The following is a 13,655-nucleotide window of genomic DNA, read 5'->3' as shown; positions in this document are numbered from 1 at the left end:
CCACCTAAAATTCAATTGTTCGATTATCGCTTAAAATCTCGATATTTCGATCTTCTTCACCAACTAATATCTTCATTCCTTCAAACTGTTTCTCTGTTATGATCATCGCTCGAACATGACCTTCTTTCGGAAGAAATTTATTCACTTGATTAATCGTGCCCTGAGCAGCTTCTTTATTAATACAAGACTTGATATAGATCGAATATTGCATCATCAGAAACCCATTTCGAATTAAATTCTTACGGAATTTGGTATACGTTCTAACTTGTGCTTTTGTTTCGACTGGTAAATCAAACATAATTAAAACTCTCACAAATCTAAGACTCATGAAAACTCAATTTATTGACATCCGGTAGCTTTAACTTTTGGGATTCACCAGTTTCAAAAGCATCAAAAAGCGAATTAACAAATAACTCTATAGAACGTATTATTGTGTGTTGTTTTTGGTCTGTTTGTACTTTGGCGTGCAGTAAATTGATTAATTGAATTCGATAATCTTTCGTTAGATAGCCTTCTGGTGGGTGTTTAATGACATAGTGGTCGACAATGGGTCTGAATGGTTCAATGAGGTCTGAGGCTAAATTATGAGGGTTTCTTTCACCGATGTGATGAATACCAAGTCCAGGGATTAACCCTTTGGCAACAATAGTTCGAGCAATTGCTGAGTGAATAATTGTATAGCCATAGTTTAATGCTGCATTTTCAATATAATCATCATTGTCTCGCGTATATTGTTCATCGAAAAAACTATTAAAATAGATTCGAGCAGCTTGCCCTTCAATATTATGTTCATCACCAGCCACAATGGATTGTTGTAAATTGTCTAATTTTTCAATACGATGTGGTTCTACTACATGTTTACGCATAATGACTTTTTGATTTTCAACTTTTTGTTTTATAATTCCTGACCATATAATATCTTTCACTTCATCTGACCAATTGAGCTGCTTCATCATTTGTTTATACTGACCAAAATGGCCTGAAACAGGTTGAATAAAACATTCTGGTAGATACTGCTGATTACACAACAAAACCAAAATATTATGTTTAGAAAGCTCAACCATTAACCTTGATGATAACTTACATGACAAATCTTCAATGACAACAGCAAAAATATCATTCAAGGGGACTGTCACATCCAAGTCCCCTTGGTACACTCTTAAATTATCCAAGTGTAATGATAATTGATCTACCTGACTAACGTGAACAACACGCCAACCCATCTAATCACCCTAACCTTTAGGATATTCAAACTTAAGTTTTTCTTGGTTGACATATTCGTTTCCTAGAACGTCTGTTGTGATTTTGTAGAAACTTTCTGTTTTATTACCTATATACTTGTAAATCCTATTTCCTTTGATGTCGTTTCTATCGCAATAATCTTTATACTCAAAGTTTACAGTATTCAATTCTATCTTGTTTTTATCATCGTCATTTACACCAACTAATCTAAATCTTTCATTATTTAAAGAGCAAATGTCATTGGTGAACATGCTAAATAAAAAGTTATCAACAGAATTAATTTTTTTGTTTTCCAATAAGGTATTATAATTTTCTTCATCAATCTGATAACGATTACCAACATCTTTCAAATCATTATAGCGAACAGTGACGAATTTGTACTTGCCATCATCCCAGTAAACATCCATGCGAAATGGTTTAATAGATAGATTAACAACTTTTTTATTTTCAGAGTTAAATTTATGCGATACATCTTTATGTGTTTTCAGTTTATCCCCGTAGAACTTAACACTTTTAACCGGCGGTCCATTACCTTTTCTACTATACTTTCGAACATATTCTCCTTTTTCTTCATAATATTTATGCAGTGGATTTTTAGCTTCACTGTATTGATCCATTACTTGAATAAGGCTTTTATAAGTTTGTGGATCGTGATGATACATTAGCAATTTCTCAGGTTTCTTTTTGAGCTTGTCCACTAATTTGGTTTGATCTTTATCATACAAATTAGTGATTTTTTCGATGACATATTCATCACCATCATATTCACGGGTCGAGTATAATGTATCGTTCATCAACTGACGATTCGGCTTCATATCCACCTTATGAGAATATTTATATTTATCATATTCTTTGATCGCCTTCACTTTATTCATTCGATTATTAAATGACTCTAGGAAATCACTATCGTCAATGACCTCCCCCGTTTTTGCATCAGCTGCTTTAGTTTCTGTCATGACAACATTGTGTTTCTTCAACCTTTTATTGTGGTCGAACAAATAACCTGCCATCCCAACAATTAATGCATCTTCAGCATGATGTTTAAAATCGGCTCCTCTGTCTTTCGGAAAACGCCATTGCTTCCGTAAGAAATCAGTGAATGCTCCATTAATCGATTTGACATGGACTTGACGATCATTCTCTTTGAAGAAAGATGTTAATAGTGTTAATAGCTCGCGTGTCGCATAACGAGTATCAACAAGATTTCGGTTAATAAATTCTTTCTGAAGGTCGAATTTATTAATATCCCGCTCTTCTAGTAAATACTCTTTTTTCTTTTTCGGCATCTTTTGGTGATTCTTGGCCATTTGTAATATATGTGTCTTGAATTTATCGTAAGTGATCTGACCTTTACCGGATTTCAAATACTGGTGTGGTGTCTGATTACCTTTCTTTTGGTTTTCATCTGTTTTAACAAGCACTTTGTTTTTCTGTGAATCATCAAACGATACAGATCTAGGAATGATATGATCAATCTCATATTTTTCATGGTGGTCTAGTAAATCATCAATAGGTATAGGTTGTAAGGAATACATGCACAGTCCATCTTGCAAATGCCATAACCTTAATTTATTAAATATACCTTTTTTCTTCTCGCGCCCTGCAGTTGCTAGCTTTTCTTCAACTTGTCGATTAATCTCTTGATTGTCTTTTTGTAGCTTTCTATAAAAAGCTTTTTGGTCATCACTAGAAGACTCTCTTGCTAATTCCACTACAATTTCTTTAGGCTCACCATACTGTTTCATCACTTCGTTAACAATACGAATGGACTGTTTAAAGGCTCGCTTTACCACTGGAGATAAAATCCAGTCATCAATATGGTTATATGGCAGATATTTTCGTCCACTTAAATCAATTTCTTTTGGCGCTAATCCGTATTTCGAGAATAACTGCATTTGATTATCATTCGTCGCCCATAAATCTGGTAACATCTGATGAATTACCTTTAAACTAAGTGAGTGCGTCCCTGTGTAATTTAACTGACTCAATTCGTCTAACTCTTTTTCCTTTAATGGTAAATCAAGCTGCTCTACTAGTTGTTTCTTGACATCACTTGGTGTCTGATTAATGCTTACAATTTCAGCGATTTCATCTAGTACTTGTGGATCTTCTAAAATGTCTTCTTTGTCCGTTACTCCTTTGAGGTCATGATAGATTGTTAATGGCGTGAAAATAGGGTTTTGTTTAGAGTTAACTCGATAACCTCGAATGTCATGCTCATCTACACCGAGGTTCTTTGCAATCTGCTTTAAGGTTGGGTTCTTGTATTTTTTGTAAACATTTTTAATTAAAGACTCTTTTTCAACTTTCGTTAATCGGTCATTTTCTTCCCGAGAAATCGTCAAATTATTAAGCTCATTCAACGCATTAAACAATTGAGCTGAATAAGATTCTTTAACGGCTCTTAATTCATCAGGATAATAACTACAACGCCCCATCATTTGTTCATACCATTTATTCACATCTTCTTCCCAGCCATATTCACTACCTTGACCAGGGCCTTCCCAATACTCTCGGCGATTACTTAATAATTCAATATACGTTTTCACAAACTCATCATCAATTTCAGAATGATAATTTGATTGCGTTTCTAATAGCTTCTCTGCTTCACGCACATAATCATCTGTCTTAAATCGATTTTGGTGTCCACGAACTTCACCGTCTTCTTCTAGACGTTCAAGCTGTAATTCACATACAAATCGATCCTTCAGTGCTGCAGCATTTTCACTTAATTGTTCTTTCGTAGATCCTTCGTTTCCTTTTGTTTCTTCTACTGCCTCAACATTATGTATACCCCGTCGTTTGCCTAAGTGAATAAGTGCAATAGCAAGTTCATTCTTAGTTAGTTCTGTCGTTAAGCCTTTTACACGGACGTGATAAGGTGTGGCAATCTCGCTATAGTCTAAGTCTGATTCATCTGAAATGATTTCATAATTAGTCAATAACCTTTTGATCCGTTCCAACCTATGTCGACGTCTCCTTAATAAACGTCTTGCACCTCTAAAGCCTCGTCTACCTTCATTATTATTGACATCCGCTTCAGGAAAAAGGCGCACACCTGCATCAATAATATTTTGATCTTCATCAATCAATCCCCAGCCTACCGATGCAATACCAATATCTAATCCTAATGTGTACTGACCTTCATGCGACTTCATGCCAATTCCTCCCTAAAATGTATATACATCCGATTATATCTGAAGATTCACTCAATTTCCAATAAAATGAAGAACGTAGTCGAATAACCCTTTTTTAAGCAAAATAAAAGAACCTGCCACAAAAGTAGCAGGTTCTTTTGGACCCAAAAATGGATCAGTTCCGGTACAGAGACCTTATTTTAGCAGGTTCTGTGACCTTAGTTATGAATGTAATTATTACTATAAAGTATTTGAAATTATTTGTCAACTTTATCTATTTATTTTACTATTGTTTTTTTAATTCCATGTGAATTTTCTAAATTGCCGCTACTTCTGCCGACTCACCTGAGTAGTCAATAATAAACCTAGCCATAAACCAAAGCCAATCACAAAGAATACTGTAAATGCAGCAAAACCTATAAATAATTCACCTGTCGCTAATCCTGAAGTGATCGCTGTGAAAATCGCAAATAACATGAAGCCAACTGCGACAGAGTAAAGCGCAGCACGCAGGCGTTGCATGGCGTACATCGTCTGGGTTTCACGTGTTAGAATACCGTAAGTCAAAAAAACACCACCAATGACCGCAAATATTCCTGCACCAGGTACAGCTACGGGTTCAACGTCCATAAACATCATGCTCACAGACATTAGTAATCCAAAAACAATCAACATCGCCCCGATTACAAGAGCGCCAACTGCCATTCTGTTCGTCATCGATGTATAGACGGTTTGTTTTGATGTGTCTGCACCGTGTTGTCTCATATCTTCTACTAATCCACTCATATCTCCCATCGATGCTTTAGTTTCCCGAAAAGCTTCTTGCTCACTCATGCCTTGCTTCTGATAGTCACTAATTCGAGCATGCATATTGGTAATTAACTCTTGCTTTAAATCAAAGAGTTGCTGACTTTCTCCGACATCTTTAAATAAATCGTCTATATAGTGTTGGACATCTTGATTAAGACTCATCGTCATCCCCTCCTGTTATTAATTTGTTTAAGACTTCTTTAGCGAAAAGCCAATCTTGTCGGTTTTGTTCATACGTATCACGTCCTGCTTGAGTCAAACGGTAATACTTCCGCCGACCACCTTGGGTTTCATCTCCCCAATACGATTCGATCAACCCATCCTTTTGTAAACGTCTGAACGCTGTATAAAGTGTTGCTTCTTTCAATTCGTATTCGCCATTACTTAGGGCAATAATTTGTTTATAAATCTCATAACCATAACTATCGCCTTGACGCAGAATATTTAAAATAATCGTTGATGTATGTCCGCGGATTAAATCCGTTGAAATATTCGATGCCAAATGTCTCACCTCCACAATAACAATGTACAACATATTACTTTGTCTGTCAAAGTAATTTATCACAACAAGTAATATATCATAAAAAATGCCGATCAGTTATTAAACTAATCGGCACCTATTCAACGTATTAAAATGTGTAATTTAAACTAATCATTTTCCGATTCACCATTTCATGAATGGCGTATTTAACGCCTTCGTAACCATAACCTGATTGTTTTCGACCACCATATGGCATATGATCAAAACGTAATGTCGGCACATCATTAACCAGTACCTGACCAACTTCTAAACCGTGAGCCATATCGATCGCTTGTTTCATATCATTACTAAACAGACCTGCGCTCAGGCCGTATTGACTGTTATTCATCGCTTTCAATGCCTCATCGCCACTAGATACACGATTAATAATAACAACAGGCCCAAAGGCTTCTTCTTTCATGATTTTGGCGCCCTCTGGAACATCTGTTAAAACAGTTGGTGCAATGCCGTTATCCTTAGCTTCCCCACCTGTTAAAACTTTTGCACCTTGTTGCTCAGCATCTTCTATCCATTCGAGTAAGGTCTGTTGTGATGATTCGTCAATTAAATTACAAACATCTGTCTCTTCATCAAGTGGATCACCAAATGTAAGTTGTTCAGCACCCTTAACAAATTGTTCTGCAAAGGTGTCAGCAATATCTTCATGCACATAAATGCGTTGCGTACTAATACAAACCTGTCCGTTATATGCATAAGATCCATGCACGGCTTTTGGCACGACATCATCCAAACGATCATTCATGCTTTTATCGACATATAGTGCTGAGTTATTACCCAATTCAAGGGTAATCTTCTTAAGGCCCGCGTTCGATTTAATTTCACGACCAACTGGCGGGCTACCAGTGAATGTAATCTTTTGGACTGCGTCATTTTTAAGTAAGACGTCGCCTAAAACTTTGCCTTCACCTGGTACGACATGGTAAGCGTCCTCAGGTAATCCCGCTTGTACCAACGCTTCACGTAATAAGATCGCTGATAGAGGTGTTTTTTCAGCCGGTTTTACAATGACTGTATTACCAGAGGCAATCGCTGGCCCGACTTTATGCACGACTAAATTTAGTGGGAAGTTAAATGGTGTAATGGCACCAATGACGCCAATCGGTTCAAAAATCGTGTAAGCGTCACGCCCAGCACCATTTGGCGCGGCATCCATTGGAATGGATTCACCTTCTAGCTTTCGTGCTTCAACTGAGGAGAATTTCAACGTCTGCACAGTGCGGTCTACTTCTGCTAAGGCATACTTCATCGGTTTCGCCGCTTCTTGAGCAATTGTTTCAGCGACCATTTGTTTATTGTCATGTAAAATGTCGCTAGCTCTATTTAAGATATCACTACGTTCATGAGCAGGCATATTCTTAATCGTTTCGAATGCTTCATCTGCTTGTTTAATCGCCTTCTCCATCTGCTCTTCTTTACAAATCGGCATTCGAGCAATTTCTTCTTTCGTATGCGAATTAACTAACGCTTGGAATTCAGTTGTGTGATTCGCTAACTGATCAAGATAAGGTTGATATTGCAACATATATGTCATCACCTTTCATTTATAATAATGTTCTATAACACTATTCCACATTTAAACCAAAACGTAACACGATTTACGATTTTCCATCCCATTCAGCATAAAATTGTTCTAAATATGTTTCCATAAATTGATGACGTTTCTCTGCGATACGGTAACCTTCAGCTGTGTTCATTTGTTCTTTTAAGGTTAATAATTTTTCATAAAAATGATTAATCGCCGTATTGGTTTCATGGCGGTATTCATCTTCTGTCATAGTTTCGCGTGGTGATTCTTCGGGATGATGGATGAGATGGCCTTTAGACCCTGCATAGGTGAAACTTCGGGCAATACCAATGGCGCCGATTGCATCTAATCGGTCTGCATCTTGGACGACTTCCGCTTCACGGCTCGGTAATGTCTTGTAACCATGCTTGAATGAAATCGTATCGATGATGGCAAATATATGGTCAATTTGTTGCTCTGAAACGCGTTGATCTTCTAACCATTTCATGAGGTCTTGTCGACTCTCCGCCACATTGGAGGTGACTTTATCATCAATTAGATCGTGTAATAAAGCCGCCATTTCGACAACCCACCTATCAACATCAACTGTATCAGCTATTTGCTTGGCATTGTTAACGACACGCTGGATATGCCACCAGTCATGTCCAGAACCCTCAGAAACTAATTTACGATGGACGAATTTTTCCGTATTCTGAATCACTTGCTGCTCCCATTCATTCACTCAATATCACCCTTCATGACATGACCGTCGACAAAGACTAGCAATCTTAGACGTTTACAATCATGCTTTTATTTATTATGATGTAAGTATAACAAAACTGCATACGTGATGATCATGCACTAGGGGAGCTACGTCAAGTGGCTGAGAAGGTTGGACCTGACCCTCAAGACCCGAACTAGGTAATACTAGCGTGGGGAAGTGCAGTGAAGCTTAATCTACCATAAGTGTAACGACACAATAGCTGAACTGCATTCCCACGGGATGCAGTTTTTTTGTTATAAACAGACACTTTATAAGGAGGCGATTCGTCATGACGAATCAACAGTGCAACACAAGTCGTATTGCAGGGGTTCAATTCACGCTCTACCCAATGAGCGACAACTTTGTCGATATTCTTTTGTCCGCTCTGGATGAAGTTGACCAATCGAAAGTATGGAAGGAAACTGATGATGTCACAACTTGTGTAAGGGGCAAAATCGTGCATATCTTTGATGTGACCAAAGCAATCTTCTTACACGCTGCTAAAACTGGTGAACATGTTGCCATGACAGGCACTTATTCGATCGGGTGCCCTGGAGATAATGAAGCTGACGTCTATATGGCAGAATCAGATGCACCAGTGAACGCTCCTCAATTAGCCAATGCTCCACAACGTGCTGGTTGTAAGTTCGCAATTCACCCGCTTGGACGGGAGGACTATATGGACAAAATCTATGAACAAATTGATCTGTCCAAAGCACGCGGCGTTGATGTCAGTGCCGCCCATTATATGACGCGCCTTGATGGTGATGTGCAAGCGATATTTGATGCGATACAAGATGCGTTCGAAGCTGTCCAGCAAGAAGTATCACACACAACAATGACCTTTACTATTTCGGCAAATAGTCCGTCAAATAAATAGGGGGTAAACTATGACTAAACAATGGAAACTGAAAGAAATTGTTTTGCTGTCGGTATTAGGCGTCGTATTTGCGGTAATCTATCTATTAGCCTTTGGAATCGGCCAGGGACTTGTTGGCGCTCTAACACCTTTTGGCATTGGACCTCTTGGCTATGAATTTATTTATGGCATTTGGTTCATTGTCTCGATTATTGCTGCTTATATTATTCGCAAACCTGGCGCAGCCTTTATGTCAGAGTTAATCGCTGGGACTGTTCAAATCTTAATCGGAAGTCCAGCTGGCCCACAACTTATAATCAGTGCAGCTATTCAAGGACTAGGCGCCGAAAGTGCATTTGCTGTGACGAAATGGCAAGATTATCGGAAGCGAGTGTTAATATTAGCTGCTGTATTAACCGCAATCATTAGCTTCGCTTGGCATTTCTATTCATCTGGTTTCTTTGCATATGAAGCGTGGTTAGTTGGCGTTATGCTGATCACACGCATTATAAGTAGCATACTGATCATGGCTCTACTCGGTAAGTGGATTAGCGACCAATTGGCGAAAACAGGTGTTCTTCGTGGCTACGCGTTAGGAAAGGAGCGTCAACAAAACCGTGACCAAGATGCAGCTTAGTCCCGTCATATCCGTTCACAACTACAGCTTTAGCTACGAGACGTTAGACGAACCACTTCTGAACCAACTAAATTTTACGTTATATGAAAATGAAACAACACTTTTAATCGGCCCGAGTGGATCGGGTAAGTCTAGCTTGTCGCTTTGTTTAAACGGATTATATCCTGATTCAGTTGAAGGCACTGCATCAGGGGTGATTCGTTTCCGTGGTCAACCTGTTCATGATTTTGAAAAAGGCCAGATTAATCAACAAATTGGCATCGTTTTTCAAGACCCAGACAGTCAATTTTGTATGATAACCGTTGAAGATGAACTCGCTTTTACACTCGAAAATATTCAAACTCCACGTGAAGAGATGGAAGCGCGAATTGATGAGATCTTAATGACCATTGGAATGTCTGACTATAAGCACGAAGCGATTCATACCCTTTCAGGTGGCCAAAAGCAAAAAATCGCCCTAGCTTCTGTTCTATTACTAGAACCAGACGTGCTTATTCTCGATGAACCAACAGCTAACTTAGACCCGATGAGTCAGCTCGAATTTATTCAGTTAACCGAACAATTACAATCAACTATGGAACTAACGATTCTTTTAATCGAACATCAAGCTGACGACTGGCTCTATTTGATCGACCGTGTTCTAGTATTAAATAGACAAGGTGAACTAATGGAAGATGGTGAAGTCGAATCTATTTTTCAAACCAAACAACAGCAACTAATCGAACATGGTATTTTCATCCCAAAACAATATCTTGACTCACCACCCAATTCAAAACCGATTAATCATTCAAACAACACAGAGCCGTGTTTTACGATGGAAAGCACCTCTTTTTCCAGAAAGAACAAACCAATCTTACAAAATATTAATCTAACGCTGAAAAAAGGTGAAATGACAGCAATCGTCGGTGAAAATGGTGCAGGTAAGTCCACCTTATTACAATTAATGGCAAGGCTCTTACAACCAGAAGCAGGCACCATGACTTTCTTAAACAAGCCACTCACCAAGTGGAAAGAACAGTCATTACGTCAGCATATGGGATTTGTCTTTCAAAATCCCGAACATCAATTTATTACAGATACTAGCTACGATGAAATCGCCTTTAGCATGACATTAAACGGGTATGATGCTGAAACAATCGACACAAGAACTAGAGAATTACTAAACCATTTTCACTTAATTCATGAAAAATCGCAGAATCCTTTCGCCCTAAGTGGTGGTCAAAAACGACGGCTTAGTGTTGCTACTATGTTAGACGAAACTCCTGATCTATTACTGTTTGACGAGCCGACATTTGGTCAGGATGCCCAAACGACTCATGAATTAATGGAGATCATGACCGAAATTCAGCAACAAGGTACAACGATTGTATTCGTTACTCATGATATGGATTTAGTCGATCAGTATTGTGATTCGGTGTATGTTCTTAATGAACAGTTAATACAATATCACGGGCGCCCAGCAAAGCTGTGGGAACATGATGAGTTATTAAACCAGGCAAGATTAAGAAAACCATTTCGACTGGAAATGCGTGAGAAAGTTGGTGTTGCCCATGATCTCAGCCATTAACCCCACTGTTAAAGCAATTGCGGTGTTGATCCCTGGTGTTTTACTAGGTCTAACATTTGATGTGTTCACACCACTTGTTTATTTAATTTTTATTTTAACTGTGACCTTATTACTGTCAGACATTCCCTTTAAACGATGGATTAAATTTTTCGTTCCGTTCTTCTTATTTATCGCATCGTTTTCTTGGGCACGTTTACTATACACCAGCGAGACATTCCAAAATGGGTCCGTGCTGTTTTCATTTTGGACATTCGAGGTCACAATGGGTGGTCTTCTTGTTGCGATTAGTTTGGCATTAAGGTCGTTATGCTTTATTGCCTTATCACTACTATTTATCATGACAACAGACTCAACGAAGTTTATGCTAAGCCTCATGCAACAATTGCGACTGTCACCTAAAATTACGTATGGCGTGTTAGCGGGTTATCGTTTCTTACCGACATTCAAACATGAACTTGAAGTTCTAAGGCAAGCTCATCGCGTTCGTGGAGTGGGTCGGGCAAAAGGAATTCGTGGTCGCATTAGACAATTTAAACGTTACAGCATTCCCCTGCTCGCCAATTCAATTCGTAAAGCTGAACGCGTCGCTAACGCCATGGAATCAAAAGGGTTTACAGGTGAACACGACCGCACACATTATCATCAAATGACGGTCACCAAACGAGATTGGCGTTTTCTCGGTATGATGGTTGGCGCCCTATTCTTGGCGTTTGCTGCATCATACTATTTCGGATATTTAAATATTTTCGGTTATCAAGTAAGTTAAATAAGACGAAAATTTAAAGCAATCAAAAAAAGCTGGCTATTCGCCAGCTTTTATCTTTATTGTCTAATTTCAATCATTCTTAAAACAACATCAGGTGTTTTCGTGATAATCCCATCCACATCGTACTGTAAGACTTGGTTCGCTGTTCGGTCGATATTCGTGGACCAGACCCAAATACCATAACCATTGCGTTTAAGCTCATTCACTAGATCATCTGACAACATGGTTTGATGAACCGTATAAAAATCGACATCTAATCGAGATAAATCCCCTACTGCCGTGAATACAATCTGACCAATTTCAATCTCTTCATTTTCATCTCTTATAGATTGTAAAAACTGATTATTGAACGATTGAACATACGTTTCGCCAATCATTTCTTTTTCCTCAAGCAAGATTGCTAAATTGCGCGCTAAAGCTTCCTCATTTTCATCAGGTTTAACATCTAGTAGTAATTTAACACCTGCTTCTTGGGCGACCTCAAAAACATCCTCCAACCTAGGAATCGATTCACCCGCAAATTCTTCAGAAAATGAAGAACCAATATCATGAGTCCGTAATTCGTTATAAGTTAAATCACTCACGCGTTCAGGTGCTCCAGCCGTACGCAGTAAAGTTTTGTCATGGTGTAATACCAAAACGTTATCTCGTGTTAATTGCACGTCGACTTCGACCACATTCAAACCTTGTTCAATAGCTGATTCAACTGAACTCATCGAATTCTCTGGAGCATTCTTTGAATCCCCTCGGTGCGCTGCCACTTCAACATTCCAATCTAAGTAAACAAGATTGCCGCTTATTGTTTGGTTATAAGCAAATACACCTGTTACATAGACGATGACCAATAATGAAATTAATAATCGTCTACGTCTAAAAAATGAATAAGCTTTGCGCTCAGCAACCGCCAACCTTATACTGCGTGATAATTCCAGGTCATCTGTTACTTCTTGTTCTTCTTCATGTTTGTACTGATAGAATAAACGAGTCAACATAATCACATTGACAGGAATTAAAACTAGCGTGGATAATGTCGCAATAATACTTGTGATCGTCACCAAGTAGTGTTCAATTAATTCTCCGATGAACGTCCCCGTCATGACATTCGGAATTAGAGATAGCAAATATAATATGAACGTACTCGCTACAACAATAAGGACATTAATCGATAAAACATTAATTAGAATCGACTTTTGATGACGCTTGGTTAATTTCATACTGCGCTTGATCGCATGTCGAACGTTGTTTTTTTCAATAACAATAAAATGAATCACGAAAATCCAACGCAAAATAATATAAAGAACAAACATTAATATGGAGAAATATACTGCCAATGAGACATAGGATAAGGATAAGTGACCCGAGTATAAAATCGACATATTCAAGTCATAAACAATTTCATTAAGCGGTGTTCTAATAAATGGCGTGAGTAATAACAGCACTAGAATTAAAGGGAGCACACTAATACTTAATAAATTCCTTGCTCGTGAAAACCCTGTTATAAGAGCATTAGCCACGGTGATCGGTTTTTTAAAGTATTGCTTCTGAGCAATCACAATAAAAACAGCAAATTGTATAAATAATAATATAAAAACTATGAGTCCAACTAATATTAATATCGAGATGCCCGTGTAGCTCAGTGCCACTGAGTAAACTTCATTATTAATTAGTGTAGGGGCATCAATATACACAAGAATACGGTTAAAAAAGATCGAAGCCACGGGTACAAAAATAAAGCTCGTCAGTAACATGTAAAAAATAGCAAACGCTAAATGTTGTGGGTATGTTGTTTTAAAGTCATCTAAGCTGCGTTTAAACAAGCGAAACATATG

General features: G+C 38.1%; 12 protein-coding genes and 1 riboswitch. Of the genes, 4 read left to right on the top strand and 8 right to left on the bottom strand.

Features of this window, described 5'->3' with window-relative positions; genetic code table 11:
- Positions 1-4: 4 nt before the first annotated feature.
- From cas2 to ACKXGF_RS01865, 7 genes are all read right to left on the bottom strand, one after another.
- A complete protein-coding gene (gene cas2 / locus ACKXGF_RS01895) occupies positions 5-298 on the bottom strand; it encodes a CRISPR-associated endonuclease Cas2 (RefSeq protein ID WP_411954625.1) in 294 nt (97 codons plus the stop codon).
- 19 nt (positions 299-317) lie between these two features.
- Complete coding sequence (cas1, locus tag ACKXGF_RS01890; RefSeq protein ID WP_411954624.1) at positions 318-1,223, bottom strand: type II CRISPR-associated endonuclease Cas1; 906 nt, start codon at positions 1,221-1,223, stop codon at positions 318-320.
- A 9-nt stretch (positions 1,224-1,232) separates the two neighbouring features.
- The gene (cas9, locus tag ACKXGF_RS01885; protein ID WP_411954623.1) at positions 1,233-4,400 is read right to left on the bottom strand and encodes a type II CRISPR RNA-guided endonuclease Cas9; all 3,168 of its coding nucleotides are present in this window, start codon (positions 4,398-4,400) and stop codon (positions 1,233-1,235) included.
- Between the two features lie 306 nt (positions 4,401-4,706).
- A complete protein-coding gene (locus tag ACKXGF_RS01880; RefSeq protein WP_411954622.1) occupies positions 4,707-5,351 on the bottom strand; it encodes a permease prefix domain 1-containing protein in 645 nt (214 codons plus the stop codon).
- On the bottom strand, positions 5,341-5,691 hold the full coding sequence (locus ACKXGF_RS01875; protein WP_167262167.1) for a PadR family transcriptional regulator: 351 nt from the start codon (positions 5,689-5,691) through the stop codon (positions 5,341-5,343). The genes ACKXGF_RS01880 and ACKXGF_RS01875 overlap by 11 nt, the downstream gene beginning before the upstream one ends.
- Before the next feature lie 127 nt (positions 5,692-5,818).
- Positions 5,819-7,252: an aldehyde dehydrogenase family protein gene (locus tag ACKXGF_RS01870; protein WP_411954621.1), complete on the bottom strand. Its 1,434-nt coding sequence runs from the start codon at positions 7,250-7,252 to the stop codon at positions 5,819-5,821.
- A gap of 73 nt (positions 7,253-7,325) precedes the next feature.
- The gene (locus tag ACKXGF_RS01865) at positions 7,326-7,976 is read right to left on the bottom strand and encodes an HD domain-containing protein (protein ID WP_411954620.1); all 651 of its coding nucleotides are present in this window, start codon (positions 7,974-7,976) and stop codon (positions 7,326-7,328) included.
- Positions 7,977-8,087: 111 nt separating this feature from the next.
- Positions 8,088-8,190: riboswitch (TPP riboswitch) on the top strand.
- Between the two features lie 96 nt (positions 8,191-8,286).
- Here ACKXGF_RS01865 and ACKXGF_RS01860 point away from each other — a divergent pair.
- Genes ACKXGF_RS01860 through ACKXGF_RS01845 form a run of 4 tightly spaced genes read left to right on the top strand, consistent with a single transcriptional unit; the run spans position 8,287 to position 11,826 of the window.
- Positions 8,287-8,877 (top strand): YkoF family thiamine/hydroxymethylpyrimidine-binding protein, encoded by a 591-nt coding sequence (locus tag ACKXGF_RS01860; RefSeq protein ID WP_411954619.1) that lies wholly within the window; start codon positions 8,287-8,289, stop codon positions 8,875-8,877.
- A gap of 10 nt (positions 8,878-8,887) precedes the next feature.
- Entirely contained in the window at positions 8,888-9,493 is a 606-nt protein-coding gene (locus ACKXGF_RS01855; protein ID WP_411954618.1) for an ECF transporter S component, read from the top strand.
- Entirely contained in the window at positions 9,483-11,060 is a 1,578-nt protein-coding gene (locus tag ACKXGF_RS01850; protein WP_411955545.1) for an ABC transporter ATP-binding protein, read from the top strand. Before ACKXGF_RS01855 ends, ACKXGF_RS01850 begins: the two co-directional genes overlap by 11 nt.
- Positions 11,044-11,826: an energy-coupling factor transporter transmembrane component T family protein gene (locus ACKXGF_RS01845; RefSeq protein WP_411955544.1), complete on the top strand. Its 783-nt coding sequence runs from the start codon at positions 11,044-11,046 to the stop codon at positions 11,824-11,826. The genes ACKXGF_RS01850 and ACKXGF_RS01845 overlap by 17 nt, the downstream gene beginning before the upstream one ends.
- Before the next feature lie 56 nt (positions 11,827-11,882).
- Here the strand turns inward: ACKXGF_RS01845 and ACKXGF_RS01840 are convergent, their stop codons facing one another.
- Entirely contained in the window at positions 11,883-13,652 is a 1,770-nt protein-coding gene (locus tag ACKXGF_RS01840) for a glycerophosphodiester phosphodiesterase family protein (protein WP_411954617.1), read from the bottom strand.
- Positions 13,653-13,655: the final 3 nt, after the last annotated feature.

Source organism: Alkalibacillus sp. S2W (assembly GCF_046764385.1).
In the GTDB taxonomy this organism is placed as follows: Bacteria; Bacillota; Bacilli; order Bacillales; family Alkalibacillaceae; genus Alkalibacillus; species Alkalibacillus almallahensis.
This window is presented reverse-complemented; position numbering and strand designations above follow the sequence as displayed.

Bases quoted from the DNA above. Each gene is read 5' to 3' on its own strand.
- ACKXGF_RS01880 (WP_411954622.1), bottom strand. From the start codon at position 5,351: ATGAGTCTTAATCAAGATGTCCAACACTATATAGACGATTTATTTAAA.
- ACKXGF_RS01850 (WP_411955545.1), top strand. From the start codon at position 9,483: ATGCAGCTTAGTCCCGTCATATCCGTTCACAACTACAGCTTTAGCTAC.
- ACKXGF_RS01845 (WP_411955544.1), top strand. From the start codon at position 11,044: ATGATCTCAGCCATTAACCCCACTGTTAAAGCAATTGCGGTGTTGATC.
- cas2 (WP_411954625.1), bottom strand. From the start codon at position 298: ATGTTTGATTTACCAGTCGAAACAAAAGCACAAGTTAGAACGTATACC.
- ACKXGF_RS01840 (WP_411954617.1), bottom strand. From the start codon at position 13,652: ATGTTTCGCTTGTTTAAACGCAGCTTAGATGACTTTAAAACAACATAC.
- ACKXGF_RS01855 (WP_411954618.1), top strand. From the start codon at position 8,888: ATGACTAAACAATGGAAACTGAAAGAAATTGTTTTGCTGTCGGTATTA.
- cas1 (WP_411954624.1), bottom strand. From the start codon at position 1,223: ATGGGTTGGCGTGTTGTTCACGTTAGTCAGGTAGATCAATTATCATTA.
- cas9 (WP_411954623.1), bottom strand. From the start codon at position 4,400: ATGAAGTCGCATGAAGGTCAGTACACATTAGGATTAGATATTGGTATT.
- ACKXGF_RS01870 (WP_411954621.1), bottom strand. From the start codon at position 7,252: ATGTTGCAATATCAACCTTATCTTGATCAGTTAGCGAATCACACAACT.
- ACKXGF_RS01860 (WP_411954619.1), top strand. From the start codon at position 8,287: ATGACGAATCAACAGTGCAACACAAGTCGTATTGCAGGGGTTCAATTC.